The sequence below is a fragment of the Bradyrhizobium sp. LTSPM299 genome, assembly GCF_000938235.1.
Classification (GTDB): domain Bacteria; phylum Pseudomonadota; class Alphaproteobacteria; order Rhizobiales; family Xanthobacteraceae; genus Bradyrhizobium.
This window is the reverse complement of sequence record NZ_JYMU01000031.1, coordinates 118,402-137,692: the sequence shown is the minus strand read 5'-3', so window position 1 is coordinate 137,692 and position 19,291 is coordinate 118,402. Positions and strand designations below refer to the sequence as shown.

Sequence of the window (19,291 nt, the reverse complement as noted above, 5' to 3'; positions counted from 1 at the left end):
AAGGCCGGGACCCATAACCACCGATGCTCGTTGCTAGAAAGTCGTCGGGCCGCGTGCCCTTTGCGATGGCCGCGGCGTATGGGTCCCGGCCTTCGCCGGGACGACGTAAATCAATCCACCTTCACGTTTGCAGCCTTGATCATCGGCCACCACTTTGCGATCTCCGCCTTCTGCCAGGCGCCGAGTGCTTCCGGCGTGAGCTGGTCCTTTGGCGGCATCTGCAAGCCCAAATTCTCGAGCTGCTTGATCACCGCCGGATCGCTCAGCGCCGCGACGGCAGCAGTGTTGAGTTTGGCCACGATCTCCTTCGGCGTGCCCTTCGGCACCCAGAGGCCCGACCACAGCGTCATGTGGAAGCCCGGCAGGCCGGCTTCGTCGACGGTCGGGATGTCGGGCGCAGTCTCGACACGCTGGGAGTCGGTGACGGCATAGGCGCGGATGTTGCCGCCGCGGACCTGGTTGATCGAGTTCGAGGTCTGGTCGACGATGATGTCGATCTGGCCGGCGACGAGATCGTTCAGCGCAGGGCCAGTGCCGCGATACGGCACGTATTGCAGCTTGATGCCCGAGACATTCTCGAAATAGAGCCCGGCGATGTGGCTGCCGGAGCCGGCACCGGCGGTCCCTGCGGTCGGCGGCGACGGGCGCGACTTCAACCAGTCCAAAAGCTCCTTCAGCGATTTCGCCGGCACGGCGTTCTTGCTGACGATGATCATCGGATTGCTCGGCAGCAGCACCACCGGCTCGAGATCGTCGACCAGGTCGTAGCCGAGCTTGTAGATCGCGCCGTTGGCGACATGGGTGCCGAGATGACCGAACGAGATGGTGTAGCCGTCAGGTGCGGCACGCACCGCGCGGCCGACGCCGATCGATCCCCCGGCCCCCGTGACATTCTCGATCAGCAACACCTCGCCGAGCGATTGCTTCATCCGCTCGCCGAGAACACGCATCATCGCATCCGACGGGCCGCCGGCGGAAAACGGCACGATGATGGTGATGGGACGCGAGGGGTAGGTTTCGGCCGAGGCGATGCCGGTGAAGGCGAGCATCGCCAACGCGGCGAGAAATAGCTTCCGCATCACGTCCTCCGAAATCGCAATGACGGTTCAGAACTGCGAATAGTCGATCGGCTTGTGACGATCGAGCGTGCGCGTGACCGGCGGCAGCGGGTATTTCAGCCCGCTCGCGCAGTTGAACAGCATCACGCGCTCGTTTTTCGTGACCCGGCCGTCGGCGAGGCTCTGCTTGTAGGCGGCGTAGGTCGCCGCACCTTCGGGGCACAGCAACAGGCCCTCCTCGCGCGCGACCTCGTTGAGCGCAGCCGATATCTTGTCGTCGTCGACAGCGATGGCAAATCCCTTGCTCGTGCGCACCGCGCGCAGGATCAGGAAGTCGCCGATCGCCTGCGGCACGCGAATGCCTGAGGCGATGGTGTGGGCGTCTTCCCAGCGCGACGCGTGCTCGGTGCCGGCCTCATAGGCGCGCACCATCGGCGCGCAGCCGGAGGCCTGCACCGCGACCATGCGCGGGCGCTTTGAGCCGATGAAGCCGATTGTCTCGAGCTCATCAAAGGCCTTCCACATGCCGATCAGGCCGGTGCCGCCGCCGGTCGGGTAGAAGATCACGTCGGGCACCTCCCAGCCGAGCTGTTCGGCGAGTTCGAGCCCCATCGTCTTCTTGCCTTCGATCCGGTACGGCTCCTTCAGCGTCGAGGTATCGAACCAGCCGACTTTTGCCTTGCCCTCGCCGACGATCTTGCCGCAATCATCGATATAGCCGTTGACGCGGTAGACAGTCGCGCCCTGCAGCTCGATCTCGCTGACGTTCACCTCCGGCGTATCGGCCGGGCAGAAGATCGTGGTCTTGATACCGCAGGAGGTGGCGTAGGCCGCCAGCGCCGCGCCGGCATTGCCGTTGGTCGGCATCGCCATGTGCTTGATGCCGAGCGCCTTGCCCATCGACACCGCCATGACAAGGCCCCGCGCCTTGAACGAGCCGGTCGGCAGCCGCCCCTCATCCTTGACGATAATCTCGCCGCCGCCGAGTTTGTGCGAGAGCTTCGGCAGCCGGATCAGCGGCGTCGTGACTTCGCCGAGGCTGACGATGTCCTTGCACTTGCGCACCGGCAACAGCTCGCGGTAGCGCCACATGTCGGCCGGCCGTTCGGCCAGCGCATCCTTGGTCAGCGCCGTCTTGACGCACGCAAGATCGTAGCGCACCAGCAGCGGCTTGCCGGCCCTGGAGAGGTTGTGCACCTGGTCGGCCGGATAATGATCGCCCTCCATCGCGCATTCGAGATGGGTGACGAAGGTCGGGCGTTCGAGGATGAGGTTGTCGTTGTCGTGCACGGCTAGTGTCTTTCTTGTTGGGCCAACAGCCTATCCTCGTCATTGCGAGGAGCGTTAGCGACGAAGCAATCCATAGCGCCGCAAGCGGATGGATGGATTGCTTCGCTCCGCTCGCAATGAAGCCGGTGTCAGATATTCAGCACCCGTCCGTAGGCATCGAGCACCGCTTCCTTCATCATCTCCGACAGCGTCGGATGCGGGAACACAGTGTGCATCAATTCCTCTTCCGTGGTCTCCAGGTTCATCGCGACGACGTAGCCCTGGATCAGCTCGGTGACCTCGGCGCCGATCATGTGCGCGCCCAGCAGCTGTCCGGTCTTCTTGTCGAAGATCACCTTGACCAGGCCCTGGTCCTCGCCGAGCGCGATCGCCTTGCCGTTGCCGACGAAGGGGAAGCGGCCGACGCGGATCTCGCGGCCGCCCTCTTTCGCTTTGGCCTCGGTGAGGCCGACGGAAGCGACCTGCGGATTGCAGTAGGTGCAGCCGGGAATCAGGTTCTTGTCCATGGCGTGCGGATGCAGGCCCTTGATCGCCTCGATGCAGATCACGCCCTCATGCTCGGCTTTGTGCGCCAGCATCGGCGGGCCGGCGACGTCGCCGATCGCATAGATGCCGGGGACGCTGGTCTTGCCATAGCCGTCGATCACGATGCAGCCGCGGTCGGTCTTAACGCCGAGCTTCTCCAGCCCGAGATTCTCGATATTGCCGACCACGCCGACCGCCGAGATCACACGATCGAACTCGACGCTCTCCGGTTTGCCCTTGCCGTCGTCGATGGTCGCAACCACGCTGTCGACCTTCTTCTCCAGCTTCGTCACCTTGGTCGAGGAGCGAATCTTGATCCCCATCTTCTCGAAGCGTTTTCGCGCGAGCCCTGCGATCTCCGCATCCTCGACAGGAAGGATCTGCGGCAGCACCTCGACCACGGTGACATCCGATCCCATGGTGTGGAAGAACGACGCGAATTCGATTCCGATCGCGCCGGAGCCGACCACCAGCAGCGATTTCGGCATCCGCTCCGGCACCATCGCCTCGAAATAGGTCCAGACCAGTTTCTTGTCGGGCTCGAGCCCGGGCAGCACGCGCGGCCGTGCGCCGGTCGCGACGATGATGTGTTTTGCCTGATAGGTACCCTCGCCGAGCGTACCCTTGGGGCCCTCGACGTCAGACTTCTTCACGGTGATCTTGCCGGGCGCGTCGATCGAGGCGGCGCCCCAGATGATCGAGACCTTGTTCTTCTTCATCAGGAAGCCGACGCCGTCATTGAGGCGCTTCGAGACCCCGCGCGAGCGCTGCACCACGGCCTTCGGATCGAACAAGACGTTGTCCGCCGACAGCCCGTAATCCTTGGCGTGCTGCATGTAGTGGTAGATTTCCGCGGAGCGTAAGAGCGCCTTGGTCGGGATACAGCCCCAGTTCAGGCAGATGCCGCCGAGATAGGATTTCTCGACGATCGCGGTCTTGAAGCCGAGCTGGGCTGCGCGGATCGCGGTGACATAACCGCCGGGGCCGGAGCCGATGATGATGACGTCGAAGGATGTGTCGGCCATTATCTATACTCCAGCCAAATTCCGCCCAGGATCGCAGTCCAAACCAGCGCCAGCGCGCCGGCGCCGATGATCATGATCCTGCACTGGGTCGTGGATACGAGGTCACGATTGAAGGCAAACAACGAGGCGATGACGACGGCAACGAGCAGGATGTACGGACCGTAGATCGCGTACATGGACACTGCTCATCACACCATCATCATCACGGGATTTTCGATCAGCTGCTTGAACGCCCCGATCAGCTCGGCGCCGAGCGCGCCGTCGATCGCGCGGTGATCGCACGACAACGTCACGCTCATCATCTGTGCAATCTCGATCTTGCCGCCGCGCACCACCGGGCGTTCCTCCGAGGTGCCGACCGCGAGGATCGAGGCATGCGGCGGGTTGATCACCGCGGTGAAGTGGTTGATGCCGTACATGCCGAGGTTGGACACCGCCGTGGTGCCGCCCTGATACTCCTCAGGCTTCAGCTTGCGGGCACGCGCGCGGGCGGCAAAGTCCTTCATCTCGCTGGAGATGGTCGACAGCGTCTTGGTCTCGGCCTTGCGGATGATCGGCGTGATCAGGCCGCCCGGCATCGCCACCGCGACGCCGACGTCGGAATGCTTGTGCTTGAGCATGCCGCCCTCGGTCCAGCTGACGTTGCAGTTCGGAATCCTCTGCAGCGCGACCGCCATCGCCTTGATGACGAAGTCGTTGACCGATATCTTGTAGAGCGGCTTCTTTTCCTTGTCCTTTGGCGCCGATGCGTTGATCTCCTCGCGCGCGGCGAGCAGCTTGCCGATGTCACAGTCGATGGTCAGGTAGAAGTGCGGAATGGTCTGCACCGACGCCGTCAGGCGCTGGGCGATGGTGCGGCGCATGCCGTCATGCGGCACGACCTCGTAACTGCCCGGCTCGAACAGCGCCAAAATCTGCTTGTCCGACATCGACGGTGCGACGCTCGGCCCGACTGCGGCGGGTGCTGCCGCCGGCGCCTTCAGGCCCTTGCCGGACTTGGCCTCCGCGACGTCGTGCGCGATGACGCGGCCGTGCGGGCCGGTGCCGGTGATGCGGGCGAGATCGATGCCAGCTTCCTTGGCGAGACGTCGCGCCAGCGGCGACGAGAAGATACGGGCGTGGCCGTTGGCCTGCGCGGCCGGAGCGGCAGCAGCCTGAGGCGCCGGGGCAGCCGCAGGTTTGGGCGCAGGCGCAGCCGCCGGTGCGGCAGCCGCAGCCGCTGCAGGCGCAGCAGCAGCGGGCTTCGGCGCCTCGGCCGGCTTCGGTGCGGGCGCAGCACCCGCGCGTGCTCCAGCGCTCGCCGCCTTCACATCCTCGCCGTCGCCGGCGAGGACAGCGATGATGTCGTTGACCGGGACGTCCTGGGTGCCCTCGGGCACCAGGATCTTGGCGATCGTGCCTTCATCGACGGCTTCGACTTCCATCGTCGCCTTGTCGGTCTCGATCTCGGCGATCACGTCGCCGGATTTGACCTTGTCGCCCTCTTTCTTGAGCCACTTGGCGAGGTTGCCCTTCTCCATCGTGGGCGACAGCGCGGGCATGAGAATGTTGATCGGCATGTCAGTGACCTTGTTGCGACCGCGGCATGGTTTTGCCCGTGTCGGTCGGCCGGGCGATTTCGGCTTCAAACATCTCGACGATGCGCGCAAGCGCCTCGTCCTCGGTGTATTCACTCTCGCGCGAATAAGCACGTGCGGCGTGGCGGGCGATGTCGACGAGCAGCAGCCCCCACATGTCCGGCTCCTCGAAAGCGCGCTGGAACGCGATCGACAACCCGCCATCGACCACGAAGGCGCGCAGCACCTCGATGGCGTCATCGCGGGCCATCACGTCGGGCGGCAGCGGCTGCTCCTTGGGACCGGCCATGACGTTACCGATAGGAAACGGCCTTGGCGGCAGCAACCACCTCGGCGACGGACGGCAAAGCGAGTTTTTCCAGATTGGCGGCATAGGGCATCGGGACGTCCTTGCCCGACACGCGCGCGACCGGCGCATCCAGATAGTCGAAGGCGTGCTCCATGATCCGCGACGCGACCTCGGCGCCGACACCGCTCTGCTGCCAGCCCTCCTCCACCGTCACCGCGCGGCCGGTCTTTTTGACCGATGCGATGATGGTCTCGGTGTCCATCGGGCGGATGGTGCGGAGATCGATGACCTCGGCCTCGATGCCTTCCTTGGCGAGCTCGTCGGCGGCCTTCAGCGCATAGGACATGCCCATCGACCACGAGATGATGGTGACGTCCTTGCCGGATCGCGCGATGCGCGCCTTGCCGATCGGCACCACGAAATCGTCGAGCTTCGGCACCTCACCGGTGTGCCCGTACAGCATTTCGTTCTCGAGGAAGATCACTGGATTGGGATCGCGGATCGCGGCTTTCAGCAGCCCCTTGTAGTCGGCGGCCGAATACGGCGCGACCACCTTCAGCCCCGGCACCTGGGAATACCAGGCGGCATAATCCTGGCTGTGCTGGGCGCCGACGCGCGCGGCGGCGCCGTTGGGGCCGCGGAACACGATCGAGCAGCCCATCTGACCGCCGGACATGTACAGCGTCTTGGCAGCGGAGTTGATGATCTGGTCGATCGCCTGCATGGCGAAGTTGAAGGTCATGAACTCGACGATCGGCTTCAGGCCCGTCATCGCCGCACCGACGCCGATGCCGGCAAAGCCGTGCTCGGTGATCGGGGTGTCGATCACCCGCCGTTCGCCGAATTCCTGCAGCAGGCCCTGCGTGATCTTGTAGGCGCCCTGATATTCCGCGACTTCCTCGCCCATGATGAAGACATCGGGATCGCGCCGCATTTCCTCGGCCATCGCGTCGCGCAAGGCTTCGCGGATGGTCTGGGTGACCATCTCGGTGCCCGCAGGGATTTCGGGATCCGGCGGGGCAACCGCGGCGGGCGCAGCCGGTGCCGTCGCATCGGACTTGGCTTCAGGCTTGGGCTGAGGCGCCTCCGCCTTTGACTCCGCCGGAGCGGCTTCAGCTTTGGCCGGCGCGGCCGGCGCCTTGTCGAGATCGGAGGCGCTCTCGCCGTCGGCCAGGATGGTGGCGATCGGCGTATTCACCGCGACATCGGCGGTGCCTTCAGGAATCAGGATCTTGCCGAGCGTACCCTCATCGGTCGCCTCGACCTCCATCGTCGCCTTGTCGGTCTCGATCTCGGCGATCACGTCGCCGGACTTGATGGTCTCGCCTTCCTTCTTCAGCCACTTGGAAAGGTTGCCCTTCTCCATGGTGGGCGACAGCGCAGGCATCAGCACTTGAATGGGCATATCAGCTCCCGAAAATCGGTCTTGAAATTTCTTCTGCGCGGGGTGAGGTCAGCGGTAGATGTCGGTGTAGAGCTCGGACGGATCGGGCTCCAGATCGTGCTGGGCGAAGTCGGCCGCCGCATTGACGATCTCGCGCACCTCGGCGTCGATCGCCTTCAGCTCCTGCTCGCTCACCTTCTGCTCCAGCAGGCGGTTGCGGACCTGCTCGATCGGGTCCTGATCGTGACGGACCTTCTCGACCTCCTCGCGGGTGCGGTACTTGGCCGGGTCGGACATCGAATGACCGCGATAGCGATAGGTCTGCATCTCCAGGATCATCGGCCCCTTGCCGGCGCGGCACCAGGCCGCAGCCTCGTCGCCGGCGGCCTTCACGGCGCGGACGTCCATGCCGTCGACCTGCATGCCGGGGATGTTGAAGGAGGCCCCGCGCTTGGAAAAATCCTGCTGGGCGGAGGCGCGCGATACCGAGGTGCCCATGGCGTAACGGTTGTTCTCGATGACGTAGATCACCGGCAGCTTCCACAACTCCGCCATGTTGAAGCTCTCATAGACCTGGCCCTGGTTGGCCGCGCCATCGCCGAAATAGGTCACGCTGACGGCGTCGTTGCCACGATAGCGGTTGGCAAAAGCAAGGCCGGTCCCGAGCGACACCTGGGCGCCGACGATGCCGTGGCCGCCGAAGAAGTTCTTCTCCTTGCTGAACATATGCATGGAGCCGCCCTTGCCCCTGGAGTAGCCGCCACGGCGTCCGGTGAGCTCGGCCATCACGCCCTTGGCGTCCATGTCACAGGCGAGCATGTGGCCGTGGTCCCGGTATCCGGTTATGACCTCATCGCCCGGCTTCAGAGCCATCTGCATGCCGACGACGACTGCCTCCTGGCCGATATAAAGATGGCAGAAGCCGCCAATCGCACCCATGCCGTAGAGCTGGCCGGCCTTCTCCTCGAAGCGCCGGATCAGGAGCATGTCGCGCAGCGCCTTGAACTCCTGTTCCCTGGTGAATTCGGGCGGCGAGCCAGCCTTCTCCTGCCCTGATTCTTTTGCGACGCTTTTCTTGGGTGCGGCCATGGCAATTCCGGGTGAGAGAAGTCGGAGAACCCTCTCTAACCCAACTCAAATCACCTTGGAAGGATTGCGTTCGCTGAATGGAATATTGCTATGCCGCACTGCAGCGCAGCGCGACATTTTTGTGATGATGCGCGAAAATTTTTGAAATTTGCGAACGCGTCAGTTCGACTTGTTGATCCGGACGAGGTCCCGCGGATTGACGTAGTCGAGCTGGAAGCGCGCGCGCTCATCCAGCATATCGGGATCGACGCGATCCGAGCGCAACAACGACACCCGCTGCTCGCCCTCGGCCCGCTCCTGCTTCAGCCGCGCCAATTCCGAGGTCAGCGCGATGATCTCCTGGTCGAGCTCCTGTCGCGCGTTGAGGCCGTATTTGCCGGTATAGGCATTGACGCCGAAATAGCCGACCATCATTGCCGCCATCGTATAGAGGGCGAGTCCGGTCAGGATCGATTTGAGACGGGTGCGGGAAACCATGGCCGCGAGCATGCGGCCATGGAGTTAATGGAAAGCTAAAATTGATTTAGCGGTTCTGCTTTTCGATAAAGGCCGCGAAGGCGTCAAGATATTGCACCAACACGGCCTTGAGCGACTCCTTGGTCAACTCGCCCTTGTCGTCAAAGCCGTCGCCGCAGCCGTTGAGATAGGTTTCCGGTTGGCCAAGGATCGGGCCGGAGATGCCCGGCAGGATATTCTGCAGGTGTTTTGCGGCGCTGACGCCGCCGAGCGGCCCCGGCGAGTTGGAGATAATGCCGGTCGGCTTGCCGAGGAACGAGCTCTTGCCATAAGGACGCGAGCCAACGTCGATGGCGTTCTTCAGCACGCCCGGGATCGAGCGGTTGTATTCGGGGGTCACGAACAGCACGCCGTTCGACTTCTGCAGCTTCTCGCGGAAGGCCAGCCAGTCTGCCGGCGGGGCCGCCTCGAGATCCTGGTTGAAGAATGAAATCCCATTGAGCGTCGTGACGTCGAGCTTCAGCGACGCCGGCGCAAGCTTGGCCAGCGCATTGGCGATCTTGAGCGAGAAGCTCTCCTTGCGGAGACTGCCGACAATGGTGACGATGTTATAGGCCATAGCAATTTTCCTCGCGGGGTGTGCTGGTGAAGCTAAACTGGCTGCCCTCACCTACCGGTGCACCGATAAAGATGCAAGTGCATGGACCGTCCAGTTCCGGAAACCCAGCGTTCGCGGATATTCCCTTGAACGCATGGCGACCGGGCCGCCGGGCGGCCCGGTCGCCCCCAATCAGATCGTCGGATTCCAGGCTGAGGGTATCAGACGATACTTCGAGCCGTCCTTCTCGACATGGCCGATCGAGGGGAAGGTGAAGTGGAAGCCGACCACGGTCGCCTTCTCTGCGGCCGCCATGTCATAGAATTTGTGGCGCGTCTCCTGCGCCACCGCTGGATCGACGTCGAACAGGACATGCCAGTCCGGATTGCGCAGGAAGAACTCCGGAATATTGGTGACGTCGGACTGGATCAGCACCTTGGAATTTCCTGACGCGACGGCAAAGGACGAATGTCCCGGCGTGTGCCCGGGCGTCGAGATCGAGGTGATGCCGGGTGCCACTTCCTTGCCCCAGTCATAGCGCGTCACCTTGGTCTCGATACCGGCAAAGGTCTTCTTCACATTGGCGAAGTAGTTCTTCATCATCGGGTTCGATTGGGCCTTGGCCGCGTTCTCGTCGCTGGTCCAGAACTCCCAATCCTTGGCCGGCACCATGATCTCGGCATTGGGAAACGCGATCGAGCCATCGGCCGCGCGGATGCCGTTGGTGTGATCGGGATGCAGATGCGACAGCAGCACAATGTCGATCGCCTTGGCATCGACGCCGGCGGCGGCGAGGTTCTGCAACGTGCGGCCGACGGCGCCCTTGCTCGGTTCGAGGTTCGCGACCCCGTTGCCGGTATCGATCAGGATCAGCTTGCTGCCGGTGTTGATGAGCTGCGGATTGAACGGGACCGTAACCATGCCCTTGGGCATGTAGGCGGCTTCGGCGGCGGCAAGCGCCTGCTCCTTCGGCAGGTTCTTCACAAAGCCATCCGGCATCGGGAACGTGTTGGCCCCGTCATTGATCGAGGTGCATTCGTAAGCACCGACCTTGTAGCGATAGAAGCCGGGCGCCTGGGCGCCTGCGGCAGGCGCCGCGGCCTCCGCGGTCGACATCAGTGGTGAAAGCGTTGCGTTGGCGCCGGCAACAGCGGCGCCCGCCAAGAGTTCACGGCGGCTCAAGCTCATGGAATCCTCCCCGTTGGCCCGGCGGCACTCCCGTCGCCACGGCGGCGGGAATGTTCTCCCGATGTCGAGAGAAGGCAAGCCGGACAAACGACTGAGCGCCCCGCCAAGTCTAAGCCAATTCAAGTCTAAGGCCAATTGTCGACATGTTCGTTTCGCTATATTGCACGCAGATTCCTTGCATCATGCGGGCACCTCACGGGAAGCAAGACCATGACGGAGCGCAAGACACGGGTTGCAATCCTGTTCGGCGGGCGTTCTGCCGAGCATGACGTATCGAGGGCGTCCGCGGCAAACGTGCTTCGTTCCCTCGACCCTGACAAATACGACGCCACGCTGATCGGCATCACCCGGGACGGCCGCTGGATGGTTGCCGACACAGGGAACGGTGTCGGCACCGGTGCCGGCGCGCTGACCATTCCAACCGATGGACCGCAACTGGCGCTGCTGCCGGGAGGCCAAGGCCGCGCACTGGTTCTTGAAGCCCGCGCTGCTGACATCAGGGAATTGCCCGCGTTTGATGTCGTCTTCCCGGTGCTGCATGGCCCGAATGGCGAGGATGGTACGGTCCAGGGCGCACTTGAACTGTCCGATGTGGCCTATGTCGGCTCGCGCGTGATGGGATCGGCCGCCGCAATGGACAAGGACGTCGCCAAGCGGCTGATGCGCGATGCGGGATTGCCTCTCGTCCCCTACGTCGCAATGTCGGCCGCGGCGCCAATCACCTATGACGACGCGGTCAGCGCCGTCGGATCGCCGGAGGTCTTCGTCAAGCCGGCCAATATGGGCTCATCGGTTGGCGTATCGAAGGCGCGAACCGCCGCCGAGTTCGAAACAGCTTGCAGATTGGCGTTTCGCTTCGACACGAAGATATTGATCGAGCGATGCGTCGCGCCAATCAGCGAAGTCGAGTGCGCCGTGCTCGAAGACTCCGATGGCCGCATCTGCGCGTCGCAGCTCGGAGAGATCGTTCCGTCCGACAAGCACGGCTTCTATTCTTACGACGCGAAGTATCTTGATGCGGATGGCGCCCTGCTTCAGGTGCCTGCCAAGGTGCCGCCTGCCCTTGCCGATCAGATCAAGGAGCTGGCCATCAAGACGTTCCGCGTGCTGGGTTGCGAAGGGATGGCGCGCATCGACTTCTTCGTCCACGGCGAGCAGGCGTTCGTGAACGAGGCCAACACCCTTCCCGGCTTCACTGATATCAGCATGTACCCACGGCTGTGGGAAGCCAGCGGATTGCCTCAATCCGAGCTGATGAATGTCTTGATCGGCCACGCATTGGCGCGTCACAAGCGTTCCAGGAGCCTGGTTTTTGATCGCGCGTGATTGGTCCGCCTCGCCCTCGCCGTCCGGTTCGATGGTCCGGCTCAATGATGGTGTCCCGCCGCCATCGGCGGCGGGAGTCTTGCGAGCGCGCACGCCGGTTCAAACCGGCGGATGTTCGCCCTTACCCTGCCTTGTTCGGATCGATCAGGAATTTCTCGCCGGTCGCGCGCTTGCCGTAGACCGCGATGTTGTCTGGTCGCAGCGCCTCCTGCAGCGACACCACCCTGGTGTAGTGGCTGGCGAAGGTGGTCTTCAGCTCCGCCACCACGCGATGGCGCAGCTTGTTGCCCGCCTCCGGACCGATCTTCATCAGGAACGGAAACAGCAGCCAGCCGCCGATGCCCCAGGCCATGCCGAAGCCGCGCGGCAACTCGATCTCCCGGGTATCGAGGCCGCCATAGACATAGACCTGCTTGTGCACGTTCGAGCCGTAGCGGCTGTAGGCCTTGGCTGATTTGTTGATGGCGGTCTCCATCGCCACCAGGATCTGGCCCGCGAGCTTGCCGCCACCGATCGCATCGAAGGCGATGGTGGCACCGGTCTCGACCAGCGCATTGGTGAGATCATCCATGAAGCCGGGCGCGCTGGAATCGACGACATGTTTGGCGCCGATCTGGTGCAGGATGCCGGCCTGCTCCTTGCTGCGCACGATATTGACGAGGCCAATGCCGTCCTTGAGGCAGATCCTGTTGAGCATCTGGCCAAGATTGGATGCCGCCGCCGTGTGCACCATCGCCTTGTGACCTTCACGCCGCATCGTCTCGGTCATGCCGAGCGCGGTCAGGGGGTTGACGAAGCAGGACGCCCCCTCCGCCGCCGTGGTACCTTCAGGCAGTGGCAGGCATTCATTGACCCGCAGCGTGCGATATTGTGCATACATCGCACCGCCGATCATCGCGACCGTCCGGCCCAGCAGAGCCTTGGCGGCCTCCGAGGACCCGGTCCTGATCACGACGCCGGCGCCCTCATTGCCAACGGGCATGGATTCATCGAGCCGCGCGGCCATGGCGCCCATCGCCGCCTCTGGTACCCGGGCGGTGACGACCGGTAACTCCCTGGAACCGGAGACTTTCGCTGTCGACATGTCGGCCGGACCGATCAGCAGACCGAGGTCCGACGGATTGATCGGCGCCCCTTCGACGCGGACCACGACCTCATCGGGGCCGGGCTCAGGCGTCGGGACGTTGACCAGCGATATCTCCAGTTCGCCGCTCTTCTTGAGCAGCGATCGCAGCTGAAGCCCATTTTTGCCGTCGCTCATCGCATATCCTCCCTCGACTTCCCTTGTACTGCCCTGTGCATACGGCATGCCCGGAGGGGCGCCGGAGTGTTCTTGGGCCTTGCCGATATGGGCCGGCTCGGCAATGATGTCCAGCCATCCGGCGATTTCAAAAAAAGACCGTTTCAAGAAAAGCTGCATTCCCGCAGACATTTAGAAACAACAATTGCACATGCCGTCACTTGTCTTGGGGCTTCCCGGCCGGGATTCCCGTGCGGCCCGCCTCGTGTCATTGATCGCGATTGTCGGCGGTCTCGCCATCCTGCGCGGCATCTTCGCTGCGAGCCTCGATCTGCGGGTCGACGAAGCCTATTACTGGACCTGGTCGAAGGAGAGCGTGATCTCCTATCTCGACCACCCGCCGCTGATCGCCTGGTGTATTCGCGCCACCACATTCGTGTTCGGCGACACCAATTTCGGCGTCCGATTCAGCGGCCTCGCCGCGATGCTGATCATGCAGCTGCTGTCTGCCGACATCGTGCGCCGCCTGGTGGACGACAGCCGTTACGTCGTCCTCGCCGTGCTGCTGCCGGAGGCCTCACTCGACTACGGGCTCACGATGGCCAAGATCACGCCAGATATCGCGCTGATCCCCTGCGAGCTTGCGATGATCTGGGCGCTGGTGCGGCTGTGGCAATCGAACGATTTGCGCTGGTGGCTGGCGGCCGGACTGTTCGGCGGCCTGGCGCTGATGTCGAAATACACCGCCATCCTGCTGCTGCCGGCGGTGCTCGCCTTTGCACTCGTCCCGAGCTGGCGCAGGCGACAGCTCGCGAGCCCGTGGTTCTGGACCTCTGCCCTTATCGTCCTGATCGTGATCTCGCCGCTGCTGTACTGGAACGCGGTCCACGACTGGGCTTCATTCCGGTTCCAGCTCGACCGCGCGCCGCAGGCGGACGGCGTTTCGGGGCGCTTCCTCGGCGATTTCCTCGGTCTGCAATTCGTGATGGTCGGCATCTTGCTGCTGCCGATCACCTTGATCGGAACCGTGATGATGGCCGTCCGCGGCTATCGCACACGGGCCCCGGTTCCGATCCTGCTCTCGACAGCCATGATCGTTCCGTTCGGATTTTTCCTCGAGCATGGCCTCGACGCCCGGGTCGGCGACAGCTGGCTGTTGTTCGCGTGGCCGATTGGATTCATCTGCGCAACGGTCAACCTGAAACTCTGGCACACGGAGTCCCGCTCGCGACTGGCGCTGTCAGCACCGAACGTGATGATCTTCGCGATCGCCTCGGGCGTGGCCACCGTCGTCGCGGCCGGACTCTATTATGTCGTCGGAACCGCCAATTATTTGGGAAAGGACGATCCGATCGGCAAGGAAGCCGGCTTCGCCAGCGTCGTCGCCGCCGCCGAAGCCGAGCGCATCGCGTCCGGCGCGACTTGGTTCGTCACCACCGACTACCGGATGTATTCGATGCTGCGATGGCACCTGGACGACAAGGTGCCGGTCGCGCAGATCAACGAACGGACCCGCTATATCGGATTTCGCGACCCCGCGCTCGATGGCCCGGTCGGGCTGTACGTTGCCCCGAAGGTCGATCGCCGGCGCGCGCTCTTGGACAACACCGGCGCGGTGCTGCAAACCGTCGGCGAAGCCGACCTGACGTGGCGCGGCTTCCGTTACGATGTCTACGCGTTGCAAAGGCTGACCGGCTGGAAGCCGGTGCTATCGCCCCCGGCCGGCGACGCGTTTTACGTCGCCAGCCCCAACTAGAGCGTTTTCGAGCGAAGTGGACGCCGGTTCGCGTGAAGAAAACGCGTCAAAACGAGAGTCCAGAGATTCGGGCTCTGATTTAATCAGAGCCCGAATCTCTGAGGGCCTACGCCAGCGCCTTCAAGGCCGACCGGCCGGCATACTTCGCCTGGTCGCCGAGCTGCTGCTCGATGCGCAACAGCTGGTTGAACTTGGCGGTGCGGTCGGAACGCGACAGCGAACCGGTCTTGATCTGCCCGCAATTGGTGGCGACGGCGAGGTCGGCGATGGTTGAATCTTCGGTCTCGCCAGAGCGGTGCGACATCACGGAGGTGTAGCCGTATTTGTGGGCGAGCTCGACAGCTGCGAGCGTTTCGGTCAGCGTGCCGATCTGGTTGACCTTGATCAGGATCGAATTGGCGCGGCCGTTCTTGATGCCGTCGGCAAGGCGGGTGACGTTGGTGACGAACAGATCGTCGCCGACCAGCTGGCACTTGCTGCCGATCGCGTCGGTCAGCTCCTTCCAGCCCTCCATGTCGTCCTCGGACATGCCGTCCTCGATGCTGACGATCGGATAGCGGGAGACGAGATCGGCAAGATACTTGACCTGCTCTGAGCGCGAGCGCGTCTTGTTCTCGCCGCCATAGACGTAGGCGCCTTCCTTGAAGAATTCGGTGGACGCGCAGTCGAGGCCGAGCATGACGTCGCCTCCCGCCTTGTAGCCGGCCTTGCCGATCGCGGTCATGACGAACTCGAGCGCAGCATCGGCCGACGGCAGGTTCGGCGCGAACCCCCCCTCGTCGCCGACATTGGTGTTGTGGCCGGCCTTCTTCAATTCGCCGCGCAGCGTGTGGAAGATTTCAGAGCCGCAGCGCAGCGCCTCGGCGAAGCTGGTCGCGCCGACCGGCAGGATCATGAATTCCTGGAAATCGATCGGATTGTCGGCGTGCACGCCGCCATTGATGATGTTCATCATCGGCACCGGCAGCGTCCGCGCCGAGGTGCCGCCGACGTAACGGTACAGCGGCATGTCGAACGATTCGGCGGCCGCCTTGGCGCAGGCCAGCGAGACGCCGAGGATGGCGTTGGCGCCGAGCCGGCTCTTGTTCGGTGTGCCGTCGAGATCGATCATGATCTGGTCGATCGCGACCTGGTCCTCGACGGAGTAGTCGTTGAGCGCCTCGAAGATCTCGCCGTTGACGGCCGCGACCGCCTTCTGCACGCCCTTGCCGAGATAGCGCGATTTGTCGTCGTCGCGCAGTTCGACCGCCTCATGCGCGCCGGTCGAGGCGCCCGACGGCACCGCAGCACGGCCGATCGACCCATCCTCCAGCACCACATCGACCTCGACCGTGGGATTGCCGCGGCTATCCAGGATTTCGCGGCCGATGATGTCGATAATGGCAGTCATGAGAACCTCTTTTGACAGGGAGGGGGTCGGATGGCCGAGCTTCTACCGCAATGCATCGGAACGGAAAAGGCCGGGTGACGGCAGGCGCGACGAATTCGGAGCCCATTATTTCGACACCGCGCGGCCGGCTGGCTGCATCAGATCGCGATGCCGGTCGCTGCAGGCCCATCTTCATGGCCGATATTTAATCCGCAGACTCCGAACCGGCGAGACGGCCTGCCGCGACGGACGAGCAGACCGCCGCAAGGCAAGCCACACAACATGCAGGTCGCGAAATGCCGTCATTCAACTTCGAATCGATCGATGTCCCCGCCGCAGCGGGAACTTATAGCTATATCGGCGTGACCGGCGTCGACGCCGCCGGCGATGCCGTCGGCTATTACGGCTATGTCGACGGCGACGACGACGCTTATTGGCACGGCTTCATCGCCGCGACCCCCAATGGGGCCACTTTCGATCCCCCCGGCTCGACCAGTACAGACGTTAACGGCGTCACGCCCGGCGGCGAAATCTTCGGCGACTACACCTACCTCAACAAGGAGCATGGCTACGTCGACAACAACGGCGTCGTCACGACCATCGACATACTGCTCGCCAACAGCACGACGGTCACCGGCATCACCGTATCAGGCGAGATTTACGGAAACTTTGCCGGCAACAATGCAGTTTCCGGCTTCATCGACAACAATGGTAACTATTCCGTCGTCCAGGTTGCCGGGGCCGCCGCCACGACCGTGGCCGCCATCAATGCCGCGGGCGAGATCGTCGGGACCTATTCCGACTCGAGCTACATCTCACACGGCTTTGCCAGGGTCGGCGGCGTCACCACGACAATCAACGCCCCTAACGCATACTCCACCAGCGTGGTCGGCGTCAGCGGCAACGGCACCGTGGTCGGAAACTTCCAGGACCTATCGAACAACCAGCACGCCTTCATCGACAGCAACGGCGTCGTCACGCAGTTCGATATCGCCGGATCCACCGAAACTCAAATCAACGCCATCACCGACAGCGGCGAAATCGGCGGCTGGTACCTCGACGTATCAGGACATGTTCACGGCTTCACCGACCAAGGCGGGACCATCACGACGGTCGACGTTCCCGGATCAACCCAAACCAACATCACGGGCGTCAATTCTAACGGCGAAATCTTCGGGTATTACGAAGATGCCAGCTTCCAGCAGCATGGCTTTGTCGGCAATCCGGTGCCGACCGTCATCGAAGCACTCGGGTCAACCAGCCTGGTGCAGGCTGGAAATGTCTATGACCTCAATCCTGTCGCCGGCGGCACCGGGCCGACGATGAAGTATCAGGGGTCAGCGATCACCGTCGACGAGTTCGCGGGTTGGTCACCGATCGGCGCTGAAGCGACGTCTACCGGATATGATGCGGCCTGGAAGCTCGCCGGCGCCGATCAATATACGGTCTGGGCCACCGACGCCAACGGCAACGATACCGTCCAATTGCTCAATTCCGTCTCCGGCAGCAGCGCAGCGCTGGAAGCCCTGGAGACGACCTTCCATCAGGACCTCAATGGCGATGGTGTGATCGGCATTCCCTCGACGACGATCGAGTCGTTCGGATCGACGAGTTTGGTGCAGTCCGGAAATGTCTATGATCTCGATCCTGTCGCCGGCGGCACCGGACCGACGCTGAAATACCAGGGATCAGCGATCACGGTCGGCGAGTTCGCGGGCTGGTCGCCGATCGGCGCTGACGCAACCTCAACCGGATATGATGCGGCCTGGAAGCTCGCCGGCGCCGATGAGTATACGGTCTGGGCCACCGACGCCAATGGCAATGATACGGTCAAGCTGGTCGATTCCGTCTCCGGCAGCAGCGCAGCGTTGGAGACCCAGGAGACGACCTTCCATCAGGATCTCAATGGCGATGGTGTGATCGGCATTCCCTCGACGACGATCGAGTCGCAGGGATCGACGAGTCTCGTCCAGTCCGCGAATGTCTACGATCTCGATCCTGTCGCCGGCGGCACCGGGCCGACGCTGAAGTACCAGGGGTCGGCGATCACGGTCGGCGAGTTTCCCGGCTGGTCGCCGATCGGCGCTGAGGCAACTTCAACCGGATATGATGCCGCGTGGAAGCTCGCCGGGGCCGATGAGTATACCGTCTGGGCCACCGACACCAACGGCAATGACACCGTCAAGCTGGTCGATTCCGTCCCCGGCAGCAGCACAGCGCTGGAGGCGCTGGAGACCAGCTTCCACCAGGATCTCAATGGCGACGGCGTGATCGGCGCAGCCGCGACCATCAACTCTGGTGCGATGCTCGAGATTTCGGCTGCCAGTTCGGTATCGATTACGTTTGGTGGCGCAACAGGAAAATTGACCCTCGACCACTCCACGACATTCACCGGCGAGATCATCGGCCTCACCGGCACCGGCAGCCCGGCGAGCTCGGACCAGATCGATCTCAAGGACATCGCGTTCGGCGCGGGAACCACTGAATCGTTCAGCGGCAATTCGGCCGGCGGCACCCTCACCGTCAGCGACGCCGCGCATGACACCGCCAGCATTGCGCTGGTGGGAAACTATACAGCTTCGACGTTCACGCTCTCCAACGACGGCTCCGGCGGCACGTTGGTGATCGATCCGCCCAAGACCGCGAGCGGCAATGCTGCCACAGGCGGACAGCCGCAGCCGGACAGTTTCAATTTCAATTCCAGCTCCACTCCTCAAACCGCTGCTCAGTCACCCTCCGTGACAGTCGGAGGATCGGCCAGCGATCACTTCGTGTTTCAGCCCGGCAATGGCGTCGACCATTCCGGAAATGCTCTCGCGTTCACCGATCTCTCTTCGGCGCCCGCCAACGAGCATTTCGCGGCAATTCTGCATGACGCGCAGCCCCTGTTCGGGGGCGCGAATGGCGACCCGGGCTTCGTCGATTTTGGCGATCACAACAGCCTGACGGCCCATTTAACCGATCTCTCCAGCCACAACTTCTTCCACTAGTTTCTCGCAGTTGGATCGCGTAAGAGCCGAAGCTGTCATTCGCACCCGTTTGCGAACGGCAGTTTCGAATGTCATAGTTCGTGTTCACTGCTAGAGGCGGTGGAATGCGTCGGACTCTGAGAGATCGCTGA

The 19,291-nt window shown here is 63.1% G+C and carries 16 protein-coding genes; 3 read left to right on the top strand and 13 right to left on the bottom strand.

The window, feature by feature from the left end; all coding sequences use genetic code 11:
* Positions 1 to 110: 110 nt before the first annotated feature.
* The 11 genes from UP10_RS18150 to UP10_RS18105 form a co-directional block, all read right to left on the bottom strand.
* Complete coding sequence (locus tag UP10_RS18150) at positions 111 to 1,079, bottom strand: tripartite tricarboxylate transporter substrate binding protein BugD (RefSeq protein ID WP_044588658.1); 969 nt, start codon at positions 1,077 to 1,079, stop codon at positions 111 to 113.
* 27 nt (positions 1,080 to 1,106) lie between these two features.
* Complete coding sequence (locus UP10_RS18145) at positions 1,107 to 2,348, bottom strand: threonine synthase (RefSeq protein ID WP_044588657.1); 1,242 nt, start codon at positions 2,346 to 2,348, stop codon at positions 1,107 to 1,109.
* A 128-nt stretch (positions 2,349 to 2,476) separates the two neighbouring features.
* On the bottom strand, positions 2,477 to 3,898 hold the full coding sequence (lpdA, locus tag UP10_RS18140; RefSeq protein ID WP_044588656.1) for a dihydrolipoyl dehydrogenase: 1,422 nt from the start codon (positions 3,896 to 3,898) through the stop codon (positions 2,477 to 2,479).
* On the bottom strand, positions 3,898 to 4,074 hold the full coding sequence (locus tag UP10_RS45320) for a hypothetical protein (protein WP_197086849.1): 177 nt from the start codon (positions 4,072 to 4,074) through the stop codon (positions 3,898 to 3,900). Before UP10_RS45320 ends, lpdA begins: the two co-directional genes overlap by 1 nt.
* Positions 4,075 to 4,086: 12 nt before the next feature.
* Entirely contained in the window at positions 4,087 to 5,457 is a 1,371-nt protein-coding gene (locus UP10_RS18135; RefSeq protein WP_044588655.1) for a pyruvate dehydrogenase complex dihydrolipoamide acetyltransferase, read from the bottom strand.
* 1 nt (position 5,458) lies between these two features.
* Complete coding sequence (locus UP10_RS18130) at positions 5,459 to 5,764, bottom strand: DUF5076 domain-containing protein (RefSeq protein ID WP_044542305.1); 306 nt, start codon at positions 5,762 to 5,764, stop codon at positions 5,459 to 5,461.
* Between the two features lie 4 nt (positions 5,765 to 5,768).
* On the bottom strand, positions 5,769 to 7,169 hold the full coding sequence (locus UP10_RS18125) for a pyruvate dehydrogenase complex E1 component subunit beta (RefSeq protein WP_044588654.1): 1,401 nt from the start codon (positions 7,167 to 7,169) through the stop codon (positions 5,769 to 5,771).
* A gap of 48 nt (positions 7,170 to 7,217) precedes the next feature.
* Positions 7,218 to 8,237 (bottom strand): pyruvate dehydrogenase (acetyl-transferring) E1 component subunit alpha, encoded by a 1,020-nt coding sequence (pdhA, locus tag UP10_RS18120; RefSeq protein WP_044588653.1) that lies wholly within the window; start codon positions 8,235 to 8,237, stop codon positions 7,218 to 7,220.
* 159 nt (positions 8,238 to 8,396) lie between these two features.
* Complete coding sequence (locus UP10_RS18115; protein WP_044588772.1) at positions 8,397 to 8,714, bottom strand: FtsB family cell division protein; 318 nt, start codon at positions 8,712 to 8,714, stop codon at positions 8,397 to 8,399.
* A gap of 46 nt (positions 8,715 to 8,760) precedes the next feature.
* Positions 8,761 to 9,312 (bottom strand): NADPH-dependent FMN reductase, encoded by a 552-nt coding sequence (locus UP10_RS18110; protein ID WP_044542308.1) that lies wholly within the window; start codon positions 9,310 to 9,312, stop codon positions 8,761 to 8,763.
* A 171-nt stretch (positions 9,313 to 9,483) separates the two neighbouring features.
* Positions 9,484 to 10,479, bottom strand: a complete 996-nt coding sequence (locus UP10_RS18105; RefSeq protein ID WP_044588652.1) for an MBL fold metallo-hydrolase — start codon at positions 10,477 to 10,479, stop codon at positions 9,484 to 9,486.
* A gap of 210 nt (positions 10,480 to 10,689) precedes the next feature.
* Here UP10_RS18105 and UP10_RS18100 point away from each other — a divergent pair, with 210 nt between their 5' ends.
* The gene (locus tag UP10_RS18100; RefSeq protein WP_044588651.1) at positions 10,690 to 11,805 is read left to right on the top strand and encodes a D-alanine--D-alanine ligase family protein; all 1,116 of its coding nucleotides are present in this window, start codon (positions 10,690 to 10,692) and stop codon (positions 11,803 to 11,805) included.
* A gap of 121 nt (positions 11,806 to 11,926) precedes the next feature.
* On the opposite strand, the gene UP10_RS18095 is transcribed toward UP10_RS18100, so the two are convergent.
* Positions 11,927 to 13,066 carry a zinc-binding dehydrogenase gene (locus UP10_RS18095; protein WP_044588771.1) on the bottom strand — a complete coding sequence of 380 codons (1,140 nt, stop codon included), beginning with the start codon at positions 13,064 to 13,066 and terminating at the stop codon, positions 11,927 to 11,929.
* Between the two features lie 190 nt (positions 13,067 to 13,256).
* Between UP10_RS18095 and UP10_RS18090 the strand changes: the two genes are divergently transcribed.
* Positions 13,257 to 14,801, top strand: coding sequence for a glycosyltransferase family 39 protein (locus tag UP10_RS18090; RefSeq protein WP_044588650.1), 1,545 nt, complete (start codon positions 13,257 to 13,259; stop codon positions 14,799 to 14,801).
* A gap of 106 nt (positions 14,802 to 14,907) precedes the next feature.
* Here UP10_RS18090 and eno read toward each other — a convergent pair whose 3' ends face one another.
* The gene (gene eno, locus UP10_RS18085; protein ID WP_044588649.1) at positions 14,908 to 16,191 is read right to left on the bottom strand and encodes a phosphopyruvate hydratase; all 1,284 of its coding nucleotides are present in this window, start codon (positions 16,189 to 16,191) and stop codon (positions 14,908 to 14,910) included.
* A 275-nt stretch (positions 16,192 to 16,466) separates the two neighbouring features.
* Here eno and UP10_RS42120 point away from each other — a divergent pair, with 275 nt between their 5' ends.
* The gene (locus UP10_RS42120; protein WP_050043726.1) at positions 16,467 to 19,160 is read left to right on the top strand and encodes a hypothetical protein; all 2,694 of its coding nucleotides are present in this window, start codon (positions 16,467 to 16,469) and stop codon (positions 19,158 to 19,160) included.
* The last annotated feature ends 131 nt before the right edge of the window (positions 19,161 to 19,291 follow it).